Source organism: Collinsella sp. TF12-2AT, assembly GCF_003436735.1.
Classification (GTDB): domain Bacteria; phylum Actinomycetota; class Coriobacteriia; order Coriobacteriales; family Coriobacteriaceae; genus Collinsella.
The window spans coordinates 244,452-261,035 of the sequence record NZ_QSQK01000002.1 but is presented as its reverse complement, the minus strand read 5'-3'; the positions used below and the strand labels follow the sequence as shown (position 1 = coordinate 261,035).

At 60.4% G+C, this 16,584-nt stretch carries 17 protein-coding genes; 1 reads left to right on the top strand and 16 read right to left on the bottom strand.

Annotated features, from left to right (window positions below; translation table 11 throughout):
- Positions 1 to 124: 124 nt before the first annotated feature.
- The 4 genes from DXD24_RS03085 to DXD24_RS03070 form a co-directional block, all read right to left on the bottom strand.
- Complete coding sequence (locus DXD24_RS03085) at positions 125 to 919, bottom strand: Cof-type HAD-IIB family hydrolase (RefSeq protein ID WP_006235286.1); 795 nt, start codon at positions 917 to 919, stop codon at positions 125 to 127.
- 198 nt (positions 920 to 1,117) lie between these two features.
- A complete protein-coding gene (locus DXD24_RS03080) occupies positions 1,118 to 2,938 on the bottom strand; it encodes an adenine deaminase (protein ID WP_117564190.1) in 1,821 nt (606 codons plus the stop codon).
- A gap of 222 nt (positions 2,939 to 3,160) precedes the next feature.
- Positions 3,161 to 4,372: a tyrosine--tRNA ligase gene (gene tyrS / locus DXD24_RS03075; protein WP_117564189.1), complete on the bottom strand. Its 1,212-nt coding sequence runs from the start codon at positions 4,370 to 4,372 to the stop codon at positions 3,161 to 3,163.
- A 97-nt stretch (positions 4,373 to 4,469) separates the two neighbouring features.
- Entirely contained in the window at positions 4,470 to 6,428 is a 1,959-nt protein-coding gene (locus tag DXD24_RS03070) for a U32 family peptidase (RefSeq protein ID WP_158549071.1), read from the bottom strand.
- 162 nt (positions 6,429 to 6,590) lie between these two features.
- Here DXD24_RS03070 and DXD24_RS03065 point away from each other — a divergent pair, with 162 nt between their 5' ends.
- Positions 6,591 to 8,795, top strand: coding sequence for a transglycosylase domain-containing protein (locus DXD24_RS03065; RefSeq protein WP_117646117.1), 2,205 nt, complete (start codon positions 6,591 to 6,593; stop codon positions 8,793 to 8,795).
- A gap of 184 nt (positions 8,796 to 8,979) precedes the next feature.
- Here the strand turns inward: DXD24_RS03065 and DXD24_RS03060 are convergent, their stop codons facing one another.
- The 12 genes from DXD24_RS03060 to DXD24_RS03005 form a co-directional block, all read right to left on the bottom strand.
- Positions 8,980 to 9,417 carry an arginine repressor gene (locus DXD24_RS03060; protein WP_006235280.1) on the bottom strand — a complete coding sequence of 146 codons (438 nt, stop codon included), beginning with the start codon at positions 9,415 to 9,417 and terminating at the stop codon, positions 8,980 to 8,982.
- A gap of 132 nt (positions 9,418 to 9,549) precedes the next feature.
- On the bottom strand, positions 9,550 to 10,548 hold the full coding sequence (locus tag DXD24_RS03055; protein WP_128620365.1) for a glycosyltransferase: 999 nt from the start codon (positions 10,546 to 10,548) through the stop codon (positions 9,550 to 9,552).
- Positions 10,549 to 10,751: 203 nt separating this feature from the next.
- Positions 10,752 to 11,576 (bottom strand): tRNA pseudouridine(38-40) synthase TruA, encoded by an 825-nt coding sequence (gene truA, locus DXD24_RS03050; protein ID WP_117564185.1) that lies wholly within the window; start codon positions 11,574 to 11,576, stop codon positions 10,752 to 10,754.
- Positions 11,577 to 11,668: 92 nt separating this feature from the next.
- Positions 11,669 to 12,151, bottom strand: a complete 483-nt coding sequence (gene rplQ / locus DXD24_RS03045; RefSeq protein WP_089573564.1) for a 50S ribosomal protein L17 — start codon at positions 12,149 to 12,151, stop codon at positions 11,669 to 11,671.
- A 30-nt stretch (positions 12,152 to 12,181) separates the two neighbouring features.
- Positions 12,182 to 13,123 carry a DNA-directed RNA polymerase subunit alpha gene (locus DXD24_RS03040; protein ID WP_006235276.1) on the bottom strand — a complete coding sequence of 314 codons (942 nt, stop codon included), beginning with the start codon at positions 13,121 to 13,123 and terminating at the stop codon, positions 12,182 to 12,184.
- 32 nt (positions 13,124 to 13,155) lie between these two features.
- Positions 13,156 to 13,752 (bottom strand): 30S ribosomal protein S4, encoded by a 597-nt coding sequence (gene rpsD, locus DXD24_RS03035; protein ID WP_006235275.1) that lies wholly within the window; start codon positions 13,750 to 13,752, stop codon positions 13,156 to 13,158.
- A 19-nt stretch (positions 13,753 to 13,771) separates the two neighbouring features.
- Positions 13,772 to 14,176, bottom strand: coding sequence for a 30S ribosomal protein S11 (gene rpsK, locus DXD24_RS03030; RefSeq protein WP_006235274.1), 405 nt, complete (start codon positions 14,174 to 14,176; stop codon positions 13,772 to 13,774).
- 14 nt (positions 14,177 to 14,190) lie between these two features.
- Complete coding sequence (rpsM, locus tag DXD24_RS03025; protein ID WP_117646115.1) at positions 14,191 to 14,565, bottom strand: 30S ribosomal protein S13; 375 nt, start codon at positions 14,563 to 14,565, stop codon at positions 14,191 to 14,193.
- A 14-nt stretch (positions 14,566 to 14,579) separates the two neighbouring features.
- Positions 14,580 to 14,693, bottom strand: coding sequence for a 50S ribosomal protein L36 (gene rpmJ, locus DXD24_RS03020; protein WP_006363204.1), 114 nt, complete (start codon positions 14,691 to 14,693; stop codon positions 14,580 to 14,582).
- Positions 14,694 to 14,843: 150 nt separating this feature from the next.
- Positions 14,844 to 15,062, bottom strand: coding sequence for a translation initiation factor IF-1 (gene infA / locus DXD24_RS03015; RefSeq protein WP_035137443.1), 219 nt, complete (start codon positions 15,060 to 15,062; stop codon positions 14,844 to 14,846).
- 104 nt (positions 15,063 to 15,166) lie between these two features.
- The gene (map, locus tag DXD24_RS03010) at positions 15,167 to 15,955 is read right to left on the bottom strand and encodes a type I methionyl aminopeptidase (RefSeq protein ID WP_117564184.1); all 789 of its coding nucleotides are present in this window, start codon (positions 15,953 to 15,955) and stop codon (positions 15,167 to 15,169) included.
- Positions 15,952 to 16,578, bottom strand: a complete 627-nt coding sequence (locus DXD24_RS03005) for an adenylate kinase (RefSeq protein ID WP_117564183.1) — start codon at positions 16,576 to 16,578, stop codon at positions 15,952 to 15,954. Before DXD24_RS03005 ends, map begins: the two co-directional genes overlap by 4 nt.
- Positions 16,579 to 16,584 lie beyond the last annotated feature (6 nt).

The following is a 16,584-nucleotide window of genomic DNA, read 5'->3' as shown; positions in this document are numbered from 1 at the left end:
CGGGCTGACAATTTCGACTGTAATGGACGTTCTTAAACGACTAGTCACTGGGGACACTCTTCGCAAAAAGCTGCAAGGACCGTCCCCCACTGTCGGCAGAAAAGGAACGTCCCCATCTGCCGGATTAGGAGAGACTCTCCAGCACGCGACGGAGCTCCTGCTGGACGGCGTGGTCGCGGTTACAACCCACCACGCGATCGGCCACCGCCTTAAGCGCGGGGCGCGCGTTTTCCATCGCGCAGCCCGTGCCGACAAAGCGAATGATCTCGTAGTCGTTCATCGAGTCGCCAAACGCCATGACCTCGTCGCGACCAATGCCGTAATGCTCCGCGAGCTGCGCGATACCCGAGGCCTTCGACACACCGGGCTGCATGGCATCGATCCACGCGTTGCCCGAAGGCGCAAAAGTAAAGAGCTGACCAAGTTCGCGCTGTAGCACGTACGCACTGTCCATAACCGCACTGTCGTCGCAAAAGATACTCGCTTTGATGATATTTACGCTGGGATCGGGCAGCTCCCAAATACGCTCGGCATTGGGAAGGTCCTTATCGACCTCACGCACGAACTTGCACTCGTCATCGAGCAGGAAGGACTTGGTTCGGTCAAAGAGCGCAAGATGCAGATTGGGAAACGTCCTGACGGCTTGGGCGAGCCTTCGAATCGCCAGGTGGGAATACACCTCACGGTCTACCATCTTACCGTCGGCGTAGACTTGGGCGCCGTTAGCGGCGACAAAGTCCATCTTGTCGCGAACGGGCGCAAAGAACTCGCACAGGCGATCGTAGCGACGACCTGACGATGCGGCGAAATGCACGCCATGCTCGTGTAGCGCCAGAATCAGTTCGTAGGTCTCGGGAGGCACCTGGCCGTTTTCGTCAAGCAGTGTGCCGTCCATATCGGATGCAATCAGTTTAAACATAGAAAAGCTCCCTTCGGGCTTGTTGGAATCGAACGTGTATCCGATTCCAACGTACCCAAAGGGAGCTCAAATAAGACTCCGCGGGCGTAAACGTTACAAGGACCTGGCAAATAGCTCACACATGCCAGAGGTCTCACGGTCGCGGCGTCAGGCGACACGCCACCCCGACGGCTAGTCGTTTAAGAACGTCCCCGATGACTAGTCGGCGTAGGTGAAGGTCGTGACGTCGAACATGCCCTCGGGGCGGATGCGGAGCGTCGGGATTACCGGCAGGGGCAGGAAAATGATGCCCATGATGGGGTCGAGCGGCGGCTCGATACCCATGGCGCGCGCCTTGACCATAAAGTCGTCGTGCTGCGCGGCGACATCCTCGGCCGTGCCCTCGCTCATAAGGCCACCGAGCGCCAGCGGAATGCGCGCCACGACCTCGCCGTTGCGCACCAGCACGTGGCCGCCCTGGCCCACGGCCTCAACGGCAGCCATCATATCCGCCGCGTTGTCGCCCACCACGCACACGTTGTGCGAGTCGTGGCCAATCGTGGAGGCAATGGCGCCACCCGTGATGGTAAAGCCGCGCACCCAGCCGCGACCGATATGCTTGCCAACCAAGCCCAGACCCGCGGGGCCGTCACCGTCGGCGCCCTCGGCCTGCAGCGACACGCCGCGGCCGTGGCGCTCGATCAGCATAATGCGGCGCAGGCCCTCGGCACTCTCGGGGCGAGCCATACCTGTGATAGCCATACCCGGGATGACATCGATAACGGCCTCGCCCGGCTTAAAGGCATAGTCAAACACGTCGAGCGAAAGCTTCGGCAGCTTAACGGAGGCGCGCAGCTCATCGGCAAGGGCCGCAACCTCGGCCATCTCGGGTGCGATCTCGCCCACAAAGGTGCCATCCTGCGCCACCAGAGCACCGGCGGCATATACGCAATGCGGAGCCGTAGCAAACGTCAGGTCATTGAGCACCAGCAGGTCGGCACGCTTGCCCGGGGCAATCGCACCACGCAGCTCGTGCGGGTCGCGGCAGCCGTGATCCAGGCCAAACGCCTCGGCCGTGGAGAGGGACGCCATAGAGATAGCGACCACGGGGTCGATACCGGCCTCAATCGCCACGCGGCAGGCATTGTCGATCATGCCAGTCGCAAGCGCATCGGAAGGGGCGCGGTCGTCAGTCGCAAAGCAGCAGCGGCGGGCGCGCGCGGGGTTCTCCAGCAGCATCGGCGACAGATTGGCCAGGTCATGGCTGCACGTGCCCTCGCGCAGCATCACGTACATGCCACGAGACAGTTTATCGAGCGCCTCCTCGGGAATCGTCGACTCGTGATCGGCGATAATGCCCGCCGCGGCATAGGCATTAAGGTCCTTGCCGGCAACGAGCGGTGCATGGCCGTCGACCTGCTTGGACGGCGTCTGGTTGGCAGCATCGATGCGAGCACAGGTCTCGGGGTCGGCCATAAAGACACCCGGCAGGTTCATCATCTCGCCCAGGCCAAAAACATCGCCCGGATGCTCGGCAAAAAACGCCTGCATATCGGCAGCCGAAATAACGGCACCGGCCTGCTCGTCGGGCAGCGCGGGCACGCACGAAGGCATCATGTACTTGATGGAGATGGGTGCGCGGCGGCCGTCCTCGATCATAAAGCGCAAGCCGTCGAGACCGGCAACATTGGCAATCTCGTGGCTGTCGGCAATGGCGGTGGTAGTACCGCGCGTCGCGGCCATGCGAGCATACTCGGCGGGACGGATGTTCGAGGACTCAATATGCAAATGCCCGTCAATAAAACCGGGAGCGAGATAGCGACCCTGGCAGTCGATGACCTCAGTTGCCTCGTAGGTGCCAGCAGCATCGTCGCGACCATCGTAGAGCACGCCGACGATCACACCGTCCTTGACGGCAACGCTACCGGGCGCCACACGCTGGCCATACACGTCGACGATCTGCGCATTGGTAAACAGCGTGTCGACGGGCACGCGCCCCTCGGCAGCATCGATCACAGACCTCATGACCTCAACGGACATACATACTCCTTTAACCGTAGAAAAAAGCTGCGGAGCGGACAGACCTTCACCGCAGCAAGCCAATAGCCATTGTATGCCCAAAAGAAAGTCCCGCTAACACCCCTTCCGCTTAACGGCACCGCCAAATGATCCCTCCGTCCCCAAGGGATCGTCGTAACCAAAAAGGCCGCAGTCGGGATTCCCGGCTGCGGCCTTATTGCACTTGTGAGGTCAACTCGCTCGTTAGACCAACTTAAAGCCCTTGCGCTTGCCCACGGAGAGGGTGTCGCCCAGCTTGAGGGCGCTCGGATCGATGTTGTAGCTCTTGGGAGCCACAGCCTTGCCGTTGATCTTGACGCCGCCGCCGTCGATGTCGCGGCGGGCCTGACCGGCGCTGGCCGAAAGGCCCAGGTCCTTGAGCAGGCCAGCGAGGTAAATCTGGCCCTCGTCGTTGACGGTCAGCTCAACGTGCTTCTCGGGGAAGTCGGCAAGCTGGCCCTCCTTGAACACACGGTCGAACTCGGCCTGAGCCTCGTCGCCGGCGCCAGCACCGTGGTAGGTGTCGCACAGGTCGCGGCCTAGAGCGCGCTTGAGCTCGTAGGGGTCGGCGGAGCCATCGGCCAGGGCGGCATCGATCTTGTCGACCTCGGCCGGGGTGAGCGAACTGGCCAGACGATAGTACTTGCCAATCATCTCGTCGGGGATGGACATGGTCTTGCCGAACATATCCTTGGGAGCATCGGTCAGGCCGATGTAGTTACCGTAGGACTTGGACATCTTACGGACGCCGTCGGTGCCCTCGAGCAGCGGCATGGTGAGCGCGATCTGCGGTTCCATGCCCATCTTCTCCATGAGCTCACGGCCGGCGAGCAGGTTAAAGAGCTGGTCGGTGCCGCCCATCTCGACGTCGGCCTTGATCTGCACGGAGTCGAAGGCCTGCATCACGGGGTACAGAAACTCGTGCAGGGCAATCGGCGTCTGGGACTGGTAGCGCTTGGTAAAGTCGTCGCGCTCGAGGATGCGGGCGACGGTGAACTTGGAGCACACCTGCAAAAGACCGGCCAGGTCCATCGAAAGGATCCAGTCGCCGTTGTGCACGATGGTGGTCTTCTCGGGGTCCAGGATCTTCATGGCCTGGCTCACGTAGGTCTCGGCGTTGGCCTCGATCTGCTCCTGCGAAAGCTGCGGACGGGTGGAATTCTTGCCCGAGGGGTCGCCGATCAGCGCGGTACCGTTGCCAATGATAAGGGTGACGTTATGGCCCAGGTCCTGGAACTGGCGCATCTTGCGCAGGGGCACGGCGTGGCCCAGGTGCAGGTCGGGGCTGGTGGGGTCGACGCCGAGCTTGATGTTGAGGGGCTCGCCCTTCTCAAGCTTCTTGCGAAGGTCGGCCTCGGGGACGATCTTCGCGGCGCCCGAGGTGATGATACGCATTTGCTCGTCAACAGACAGCATTGGGTATCCTCCTTTTGCCATAGCACCCTCACCGGATACGGCGGTGCTGGAAGTTCATAAACTCTCTTATGATAACCAAAACGGCGCGGCCGAACACCTACGACAGGAAAATCCTCGTCCTGCCGCACGCATCAACGGCGACCGGCAGGCGCATGCCGTCGCGCTCGACCAAATATCGTGTTTGCTGACGGCGCGAGCAGTCACGGCAACGGATCTGCCCCGTTGCATCCGTGGCGCAGGCGCCCTCGGCAGTCAGCAAGCAGTGCTCGCACACCATGAGCTCGGGACGGTCGGCATCGACAGGCCCCAAGACACCGGGACAAGCGGCAAGCTCGGCAATACGCTCCGCATCATTGCCGAGCAACTCGGCCGGCAAGTACACCCGCCCCGCACCGAGTCCGCGCAGCCAGGTAAGCGTGGCCCGATTCGCGCAGAACACCGGCGCCGCCACGTCAAACGTCACGCCCAGCTCGCGAGCAATCACCACCTGTCCCAGGTTGCGGCAGACGACGCGCCCGGCACGCTGCATCAGCGAGCGGGTCCGGTCAGCGTCACCCGTGCGGCACACCTCGTCAAGCACCACAACGGTGTCGGACAAATCGAGTTCTCTGCGCGGGTCGGTATCCATCAGCTGCCAAGCAAAAACCATGCGAGCGGGAACCGCGCACTCCACCAACTCCGGCGACGCACCGCTATCCACCGCAACGTCCTCAAAGGGCAGCACCTCAACGGCACGCGCAACGGGCGCAATCGCATCCGCCTCGGCCCGCATGCGCTCCAACACCGCCGCCGTCTGATCCAACACGCCGGCGCTACGAATCAGGTATACCTCGCAGCCCGCGTCCACCTTACGCTTGCAATGCACGACGACGCGCTTCCCCGCTGCGGCATCCACCGGGCAGGGCACCTGCGGCCAGCGCTTGGGCACATCGGGACGCGCGTCGACACCCGGATAGAACCGAATCTCGAGCGTGTCACCCGCCGCCACGGCGGCATCGAGCTCAACGGTCACCTCTTCGTGGCCCACAGCGACCAAGCGCCCCACGCGCACGCCCTGGTTAATTGCACGCTCAAAGCTCATCAGCTCGGCACCCGAACGCCCTCGCAGGTACGCATCGGTAAACCCACGGTTAAACGACCTTCCCAGCTCGCGCTCAAGCTCTTCCACGGCACCGGGGTCCCACGCGCCGTCGCGCAGCATATCGAGCGCCCGGCGCCAAACCCGCACCACGTTGAATACGTAATCGGGGTTCTTCATGCGTCCCTCGATCTTGAGCGACGCAACGCCAGCATCTACAAGCTCGGGCAGATGCGCAATACCCAGATAGTCATGCGGACACAGCAGACGATCCCCCTCAACGGCGACAACGCTCTGCCCCGCCTCGTCCACTAGGTCGTACGCCAGACGGCACGGCTGCGTGCAGTCGCCGCGCATCGCCGATCGTCCACGCCGCAGGGCCGAGAACTCGCACGCCCCCGAATAGCCGATGCAAATCGCACCGTGGCAGAATACCTCGATGGGCACGCCCGTGGCACATAGCGCCGCAATCTCGTCGACCGTCAGCTCGCGTGCCGTCGTCACGCGCTCGACCCCCAGCTCATCGGCGGCAAGCCGCACGGCACCCTCGCTATGAGCGCCCGCCTGCGTGGACAGGTGAATCTCGACCCCGGGAATCGCCGCGCGCAGCGCGCAGGCCAACCCGGCATCGGCGACAATCAGAGCATCGGCGCCCAGCTCCAGTGCATGAGCTCCCAACGCCACCGCGTCGGACAACTCATCGTCAAACACGAACACGTTGAGCGTTACGTACACACGCACGCCATGGGCATGCGCCACGGCGCAGCCGCGCGCAAACTCGTTATCCGTAAAGCCATGGGCGCTCACACGGGCGTTAAAGCCGCCCAACCCCGCATAGATGGCATCGGCGCCCGCGGCGATGGCCGCAAGCATCTGGTCGAGCCCGCCCGCCGGCGCCAGCAGCTCGGGCAGCGCCGCACCGGCAGCATCCAATCCAGTCTCGTATTGTCCGCTCGGCCCCATCGTCCGAATCGCCATCGACAAACTCCTTACCAAGGTATGCATTCACTCTGAAAAATGCCGTCTTCCAGCATACACGAGGCCTCGCGCGCCCCGTTTGGTTTATCGTGTAATAACTTATGTCCATCCTGCCCCGACGGCACATCCACCGTCTGGCACGACATACCTGGAGGTCAATATATGGGTCCTCGCCAACGACAGGGACACAGCCGTTCAAAGACGCACGCCCTGCCCATAATCCTGCTCTCGTTTTTGGGCTTTCTGCTGATTGCGGGCGTGGCGTTTGGCATCGGCATGCTCGGTAACGTCAACCGCTGGCTGTCCGATCTGCCCGACTACACCGACGCCAACGCGTATCTGGTGAGCGAGCCCACCGAGATCGTCGACTGCAACGGCAACAAGATCGCGAGCTTCTACACGCAAAACCGCAAGTCCATCACCAAGGACGAGGTCTCCCCCTACGTGCTGCAGGGCACCGTTGACGTCGAGGACGAGCGCTTCTACGAGCACGGCGGTATCGACCTGTGGGGTATCGCGCGTGCTGCGGTGGCAACCCTCGGCGGCGGGCACGAAGGCGCCTCGACGATCACCCAGCAGCTTGTGCGCAACACCATCCTGCAGGAGGAGCAATTCGACTCGACCATTGAGCGTAAGGTGCGCGAGGCCTACATCGCTATCAAGATGGAGGACATGTACTCCAAAGACGAGATCCTCATGATGTACCTCAACACCATCTATTACGGCCACGGCGCCTACGGCATCGAGGCCGCAGCCGAGACCTATCTGTCCAAGAGCGCCGCCGACCTCACCCTGAGCGAGGCCGCGCTGTTGATCGGCCTTCCCAACTCGCCCTCGCAGTACGACCCCACGGTCAACCCCGACCTGGCGCTGTCCCGTCGCAACAAGGTCCTCGACAACATGTTGCGCCTGGGCCACATCACCCAGGAGGAGCACGATGCCGCACAGGCCGAACCCATCACCCTCAATGTGACCGAAATCTCGGGCAGCGGCGTCGACGTATACTCGCAGCCCTACTTTGTCTCCTACGTCAAGCAGCTGCTGGAGCAGGAGTTCTCGACCGACGTGCTCTTTAAGGGCGGCCTGACCGTCAAGACCACCATCGACCCCACGATGCAGCAGGTGGCAGAGAATGCCGTCCGCGAGCAGCTCGACACGCTCTCGCTTGACGGCCTGGACATGGGCATGGTCGTCGTCGACCCCAAGACCGGCTACATCAAGTGCATGGTGGGCGGCTACGACTACAACGCCGACGAGAACCACGTAAACCATGCCACGGCCAAGCGTCCCGTCGGCTCCACCTTTAAGGCCTTTACGCTGGCAACTGCCATCCAAAACGGCATGAACCCCAACGTCACCCTCAACTGCAACTCGCCGCTCAAGGCCAAGGGCACCACGACCGAGGTCCAAAATTACGCCAACCAGAGCTATGGCAACATCACGCTTAAGCAGGCGACGGCATACTCCTCCAACACCGGCTACATCCAGGTGGCGGAAGCCGTCGGTAACAGCAAGATCATCTCGCTCGTCAAAAAGCTCGGCATCGACCCCGCCAAGGACAACATCGAGGACGTTCCCGTCATGACCCTCGGCACCGGCTCGATCTCGCCGCTCGAGATGGCCGCCGCCTACGCGACGTTTGCCAACGGCGGCTACTATCGCCAGCCGATCGCCATCACCGAGATTGACTCTCGTACCGGTTCGGTGCTGTACCAGCACACCGACAATCCCTCACAGGTGCTTACCGAGGGCGAGGCCGCCGCGGTCACCGATGTTCTGTCCGGCGTCATGAAGGGCAGCGGTACGGGTGCTGCCGGCGCTCTGAGTGTCAACCAGCCCTATGCCGGCAAGACGGGCACCACCGACAACACCACCAACCTGTGGTTCTGCGGCTATACCCCGCAGCTGGCGTGCGCCCTGTGGACCGGCTATTCCGCGGGCGAGATCCCCATCCAAAAGTACGGCACGGACCTGCTGGGCGACAGCACCAACCTGCCTGTCTTTAAGCGGTTTATGAACACCGTTCTGACCGGTACCGAGCGCGAGGAGTTTGCGACCGGAACGGCGCCCACCTACAAGAACAACAGCGTCTGGAAGTTCTACGGCACCAACAACACCAAGAAGTCGGAGAACGACGACAAGGACAAGGACGAAGAGGAAGAGGAAACCACCACAACGACTACCACGACGACCACGACCACCGAGACCACGGGCGGCGACACCACCGGCGGCACCGGTACGACCGGTGGCTCGACGGGTGGCTCCACTGGTGGTTCGACCGGCGGCGATGGCGGCACGCCTACGCCTACGCCTACGCCTACGCCCACTCCCGACCCCTCGCCCACGCCTGACGATACGGTCGGCTAAGAAGTACGCGACTAAAGCCAACAAGGCCCCGAGCAGCTTATTGAACTGCTCGGGGCCTTTTAGTTTGAAGCGACCTGGTGGGCGGTCTTTATACCGGCAAACAAAAAGGGGTACCGACCAACGTCGATGCCCCTTACAAGCCACTATGTCAGCGCACACAATGCCGAGCGCACGACCCGCACACCTACTTGCGAGAATTGCTCAACTTATTGATCAGCGCCTCGAGACGCTCGCCGTCCTCGGCCGTCTGGGCAATAACCAAAATCGTATCGTTGCCGGCAAGCGAGCCAAGCACATCGGGTAACTCTGCCGCATCAACGGCGGCGGCGATGCCGGAAGCCGTGCCAGGCTGAGCCTTGATCATAACCAGATTATCAGTACGCAGAACGCCCGTTACGAGCTCGGAAACCATACGCTGCAGGTGCAGGTCCTCTGCCAGAACATAGATGCCCTCAGGGAGCTTACGCAGCCCCATATCGGCAATATCGCGAGAGACAGTCGCCTGCGTGCAATCAAAGCCCATAGCACGGAGCTCATCGACCAGCACGCGCTGCGTGCGGACATCCTTATTGCGCACAATATCTCTAATGGCATCCTGGCGCCCATTGCGTTTTTTAGCCATACAAACCCTCTCTCCAAAAGATGGCGGAGACAATCAATCAGTGATTGAATAGTTTAACGCTATTTGAAGGCTTTTGTGTATAAGAACGCATTTCGAAACAATTCTATGCAAGTTTGTTTCGTAATGAGCCGTTTAGGCGGTTTTTGCGCCCGTCCGGTTAAGAAAAGCTGCCAGATGCGTACACATCACGCAGCGCGCGGGCTTGGCGCTGGCGATCGGCCCAAACAACAGACCGAGTCCCCGATGGTTATCCTTGAGCGCGGCGACCATCTGACGGGTTCGAGGCGCCTCGAGCATATCACGCATGCGGGCGGAACGCTCGATTGACGACACCCCATGCGGGCTCAGACACAAATTCTCGATGCAGGCGACCAGTCCGGCAAAGTAGAACTTTTGGCTTGCCAGCTTGAGCCGACCACCGCTATCTGCTTCCGAGAGTGAGTCCGCAAGCTCGTCGAGCGCTCGAGTGTCATCGGATATCCTGGCATACATGGTGGGATCAAAGGCATCTGTAAGCTTAGGTGCCGCCGCGTGGAAACAAGCGTCGCCGCAGCCGGACACGAATCGTGCCTGCGAGAGCGCATAAGCCATAAACTCAACCGTACGGTACGCCTTGCCGCGCGACAGGCATGCCTCAAACAGCGGACGGCTATACATCACGCCAGAGGTCTGAGCGACTAGGCCGCCCAAAATCAACTGGGGCAGCCCAGTCACCATAGAAGACTCGTCTTCTATGGCAATAGAGGCAGCATCCAAGACGCGCGAATGACGCTCGCGATGCGCATCGTATCGATCGAGCGACACCGAGGGGAGCACAATGTCTGCCGCAGTATCGCACGCGATATCGACCATCTTGGAAAGGGCCTGCGGAGCAAACCACTCATCGGCGTTCATGGCGATGATTTGAGAGCCGCGCGAGGCATCAAAACCGGCACGAAGACAAGCGCCGCGCTTCGCGTCCTCGACGTCAATCAAATCAATATGGATGTCCCTGTCGGCAGCAACTTGAAGCGAATGGCGCACACCGGGCGCAGCATCGCGGCAGACAACGACAATCTGCAAATCGTAGAGGTCTTGGTTCTGGATACTCTCGAGCGCACGCATCGCATAGCTGGGCGAACCTTCTACCACAAGGATCACCGAAAGTCGCGGATGCGAACCACGTCGAACCAAGTTTTCCATCCTCTCGATAGCACCAAATCAAACTGTCGTTCATGGTACACCCGAGCTATAAAAGCAACGAGCCGCCTAACATGTTGCACGCCAAGAACAGATGTTGCACACGCGCAGCTCACACATAGTATGTGCAAGGCACAGACGCGCCGAGCACTCCCCTAGTCGAGAACGACAAGCTCGTCGGGGCCGTAATCCACACCCATAAACGTAAGGCCGCAGGCAGGCGCCGTGGGACCCGCAGCGGTTCGGTCACGGGCGTCAATAACCTCGCGCATCCACTGGGGATCGCGACGATGCATGCCAATCTCCACGAGCGTTCCTACAATGGTACGCACCATCGAGTGCAAAAACGCATTGCCCTCGATAGTGAAGGTCAGGATATCCTCGCCAAAAGCGACCTCGTGGCCAAACTCCGCACGCATCACGCAGCGGTGCGTGGGCTTGCCCACAGCAGAGGCAACCTTGCAAAAGCTCTTAAAGTCCTGCTCGCCCAAAAGCGCAGGGCAGGCGGCCGCCATCGCATCTACGTCGAGGGGATAGCGATGCCACCACACCGCACCGCGCGAGAGCACGGGGCGCGCATCGCGATCGGCAATACGGTACGTATACGTACGGGACCGCGCGTCAAAGCGGGCAGAAAAGCCCCTACGGGCCTTGTAGACCTCGTTTATGGCGATATCTTTGGGCAGGAGGGCATCCATAGCCCTCAGCCACCTACGGCGCGTACACGCGAGCTCAGCGTCCGTAACGGGCACGCTGATGTACTGAGCCACGGCATGCACGCCGGCATCGGTACGCCCCGCACACGTCAGATCGATCGGGCGGCGAAGCAGCGTCTCGATGGCTCGACGTAGCTCACCCGCAACCGTCGTCTGTCCCGGCTGCTCGGCAAATCCGCTATACGACGAGCCATCATAGGCCACGCGAAATACGAGCGTGGCGTCAAGCTCGGAAATCGAATTGAAATCAGACGGCGCAGTCATGGGCGCTCCCAACAAACAAGCAACGGTATCGCGACAAAAAAAGAGGGGTACGCGAACGTACCCCTCGAATATAGCCTATGCAGACGGAATGTCTACTCAGCGGTCTCCTCAGCAGGAGCCTCCTCGGCAGCGGTCTCCTCGACAGCCTCGACCTTCTTGGGAGCAGCGGCCTTCTTGGGGGCCGGAGCAGCCTTCTTGGCCTTAGGCGTGCAAGGCTCGGTGACGAGCTCCATGATAACGATGGGAGCGTTGTCGCCCTTACGGTTACCGAGCTTCATGATGCGGGTGTAACCGCCGTTGCGGTCCTGCCACATGCCCTGAGCAGCCTTGTCGAAGATCTCGGCAACGAGCTGCTTATCGCCGAGCTTGGCGATAGCCAGACGACGAGAGTGCAGGTCGCCCTTCTTGGCCCAAGTGATGATCGGATCGACGACCGAACGCAGCGCCTTAGCGCGGGTCTCGGTGGTCTTGATGCGGTCGTTCTCGAAGAGGGCCTTAGCAAGGCTCTTCTTCATGGCCTTGGTGTGGCTCGCATCGGTGCCGAGCTTCAGGCCCTTCTTAACGTTGTGACGCATGGTCTAGTTTCTCCTCAAATATGCGAAGCATTAAGCCTTCAGGCTCAGGCCCATGGACTCAAGCTTGTCCTTCACTTCCTCGATCGACTTAACACCGAAATTACGGATGTTGAGCAGATCGTTCTCCGAGAACTCAACGAGCTGACGGACCGAGTGAATGCTGGCGCGCTTAAGGCAGTTGTAGGAACGGACGGAAAGGTCCAGATCCTCGATCTGCTTGTCCAGCTCGGCGTTGTCGTTGGTGACCTCGGGAGCGAAGATCGAAGCCTCCTCCTCGACCTCGGGGGTCTCGGCAAGGTTCATAAAGGCGGCCATATGCTGGTTGATGATATTGGCAGCCTGGACCACGGCGTCGCGCGGGGCGATGGAGCCGTTGGTCTCGATCTCGAGGACAAGGCGGTCGTAGTCGGTATGCTGACCGACACGGCAAGCCTCAACGAGCTTGGCGCAACGGGAAACCGGCGAGTACAGCGAGTCGACATGGATCACACCGATGGGATCGTTGTCGCGCTTGTTGGCCTCGCCAGAAACATAGCCGCGGCCATAGCCGATGCGCATGCTCATGGTGAGATGGCCACCCTCGGTGAGCGTAGCGATGTGCTGCTCGGGGTTGACCAGCTCAAACTCGGACGGAATAAAGAAGTCCGCACCGGTGACCTCGCAGGGGCCGTCAACCGAGATGGTGGCGGTCGCCTCGTCGGTCGTGCCGAGAGCCCTGAAGACAAGACCCTTGACATTCAGGACGATGTCGGTGACATCCTCGACCATGTTAGGGATGGTCATGAACTCGTGCTGCGCACCATCGATCTGAATAGCCTCGACGGCGGCACCCTCGAGCGAGGACAGAAGAACGCGACGAAGGGAGTTACCCAGCGTATCGCCGTAGCCACGCTCGAGCGGCTCGACGGAGACACGAGCAGACGTCTCGTTGATCTCTTCGACCTGAACCTGAGGCCTAATGAATTCTGACATGTATTACCTCCAGCCTCAGCAGCCCGGATGGACTACTTAGAGTAGAGCTCGACGATGAGCTGCTCGTTGATATCACCGCTGATCTGCTCACGCGTCGGCAGAGCGAGCACGTTACCAGACAGCTTCTCGATATCGACCTCGAGCCAGCCAGGGACCTCAAAGCGCTCGGAGGAAATCAGAGCCTCCTTGATGGGGAGGAGGTCACGGAACTTCTCGCCGACAGCGACGACGTCGCCGGCCTTGACGCGGTAGGACGGGATGTCCACGCGCTTGCCGTTCACGGTGAAGTGACCGTGACGGACGGACTGACGAGCCTCTTTGCGGGTGCGGGCGAAGCCAAGACGGAAGACGACGTTGTCGAGGCGAGACTCAAGGATGATCATGAGGTTCTCACCGGTGACGCCGTTCATCTTGCGGGCCTTGTTGAAGTAGCCGTGGAACTGCTTCTCCAGAACGCCATAGATGAACTTGACCTTCTGCTTCTCGCGCAGCTGCATGCCGTACTCAGATTCCTTGCGACGGCGCTTGGGCTGACGGATAGATTCCTTCTTGCTGCTGTAACCGAGCTCAGCGGGATCGATCCCGAGCTGACGGCAGCGCTTAAGAACAGGAGTCCTGTCGATTGCCATATTGATACGATCCTTTCAGTTACACGCGGCGACGCTTCTTGGGGCGGCAGCCGTTGTGCGGAATGGGGGTCTTGTCCTGGATGCTCGAGACCTCGAGGCCAGCAGCCTGGAGGGAGCGAATGGCGGTCTCACGACCGGAGCCGGGGCCCTTGACGAAGACGGAAACCTTCTTCATACCGTGCTCCATGGCCTGCTTGGCAGCAGCCTCGGCAGCCATCTGGGCAGCGAACGGCGTGGACTTACGGGAGCCCTTGAAGCCCACCTGGCCAGCCGACTTCCAGGAAATGACGTTGCCCTGGGGATCGGTGATCGAAACGATCGTGTTGTTGAACGTAGAACGAATGTGAGCCTGGCCCACGGAAATGTTCTTACGGTCCGCGCGCTTCAGACGGGCAGCGCGAACGTTCTTCTTAGCAGTAGCCATCTATCTAGCGCTCCTTATTTCTTCTTCTTAGCACCGATCTGACGCTTCGGGCCCTTGCGGGTACGAGCGTTAGTGTGGGTGCGCTGGCCGCGGACCGGGAGGCCCTTGCGGTGACGAAGGCCGCGGTTGCAGCCGATGTCCATAAGGCGCTTGACGTTCTGGTTGCGCTCACGGCGGAGGTCGCCCTCAACCATGATCTGGTTCTTATCGATATAATCACGGATGGTGTTAACCTCATCCTCGGTGAGGTCCTTAACGCGCGTATCCACGTTAACGTTGCACTCGACGCAGATCTTCGTCGCAGTGGTGCGGCCGATGCCGTAAATGTAGGTCAGACCGATCTCAACGCGCTTCTCACGCGGGAGGTCGACACCATTAATACGGGCCAACGTAGTCTCCTCTCTTAACCCTGACGCTGCTTATGACGGGGGTTCTCGCAAATGACGAGGACCTTGCCATGGCGCCTAATGATTTTGCACTTATCGCACATCTTCTTGACCGAAGGACGTACCTTCATCGTTCTTCCTTTCGGTAGCGCTCAAACTACTTCCCTACTATCTACTCGCCCAGCCGCAGGCGTTTAAAACTATGGCTGGTCTTCACACACAATCCGACCGTAGGTTGAGCTAAGCCTGCAGTCGGAAATGGAGTGCGCGTATGCGTGCCGCTATTTGTAGCGATAGGTGATGCGGCCGCGGGTCAGGTCGTACGGGGAAAGCTCCACGACAACCCTGTCACCGGGGAGAATACGGATGTAATTCATTCGGATCTTGCCAGAAATGTTGCACAGAACCGAATGACCGTTCTCGAGCTCGACCTTAAACATGGCATTGGGCAGCGGTTCCTTTACCGTACCCTCGAGCTCAATTGCGTCTTCCTTCTTCACAAGCAATCATCTTTCTCTAGAAAACGACAGCGATTGAGTATTCTACAACACGTATGCACGCATCGTAATAACTTCGTAATGGCTCCACAACTAAGTGGAACTTGTTACATTTCTCCGCCTTGGAGCGAACACCAAGCACCTTGGGCATCCGTGGTGATAATCACCGGACCGTCATTGGTAATGGCGACGGTGTTCTCGTAGTGTGCGGCGGGCAGGTGGTCGTTGGTCGTAACAATCCAACCGTCGGAGCCCGTGCTCACATGGTTGGAACCCATCGTAACCATCGGCTCGATGGCAATGACCATGCCGGCCTGGAGGCGAACGCCCCTCCCCTTCTTTCCATAGTTAGGAACGTTGGGGTCCTCGTGCATCACGCGGCCAATGCCATGGCCCACATAGTCACGAAGCACGCCGTAACCGTGAGACTCGGCGAGGGACTGAACGGCGTAACCAACATCCCCGATATGGTTACCGGGAACAGCCTGCTCGATGGCAGCCTTAAGGCAATCGCGCGTGACCTCGCACAGGGCCTTGGCCTCGGGCGTGGGTGTGCCGACAAAAAACGTCCAAGCGTTATCGCCAACCCAACCGTCGACAACGGCTCCCGTATCGATGGAGATGATATCGCCATCGCGCAGGATCATGTCGGGGTTGGGAATACCGTGGACCACGGCATCGTTAATCGATGCGCAAATGGTACCGGGGAACCCGCCGTAACCCTTAAAGGCCGGGGTGCCGCCATGCATACGGATAATCTGCTCCGCGAGCTGATCGAGCTCAAAGGTCGAAACACCAGGGCGCACCATGGCTCCAACGTGGCGGAGCGCCATCTTAGATAGCGCTCCTGCCTTCTTCATCTGCTCGATTTGCGTTGCAGACTTAATCTTGATCATAGACCGAGAGCCTCTTTGACATCCCCGTACACGGTCTCGCGAGCCTGGTCACCGTTGACCGACTTGAGCAGACCCTGGCCACGATAGTAGTCGACGAGCGGGCTCGTGGACTTCTCGTAGACGTCGAGACGGTTCTTGATGGTCTCGGGCTTGTCGTCGTCGCGCTGATACATCTCGCCGGCGCACTTGGGGCAGGTAGCATCGGCAGCGGTGCCGGTGTAACCGCAGGCGCGGCAAGTGCGACGCGAAGACAGACGAGCGATGATGACCTCGGGGGCCACGTCGACCAGAAGGGCGCAGTCGATCTCGCGACCCATGGCGGAGAGCTCGGAATCGAGCGTCACAGCCTGGGCGGTGTTGCGCGGGAAGCCGTCGAGGATGAAGCCCTGCTGGGCGTCATCGGCAGCAAGGCGCTCCTTGACAAGGTCGATCACGAGCTGGTCGGGAACGAGCTCGCCAGCGTCCATGTACTTCTTAGCCTGAATACCAAGCTCGGTGCCACCCTTGACGGCAGCACGCAGCAGGTCGCCCGTGGAAATGTGAGCGACGCCAAACTCGGCGACGAGCTCCTGTGCGACGGTGCCCTTACCGGCACCCGGAGCTCCGAGCAATACGAGGTTCATGAGCAA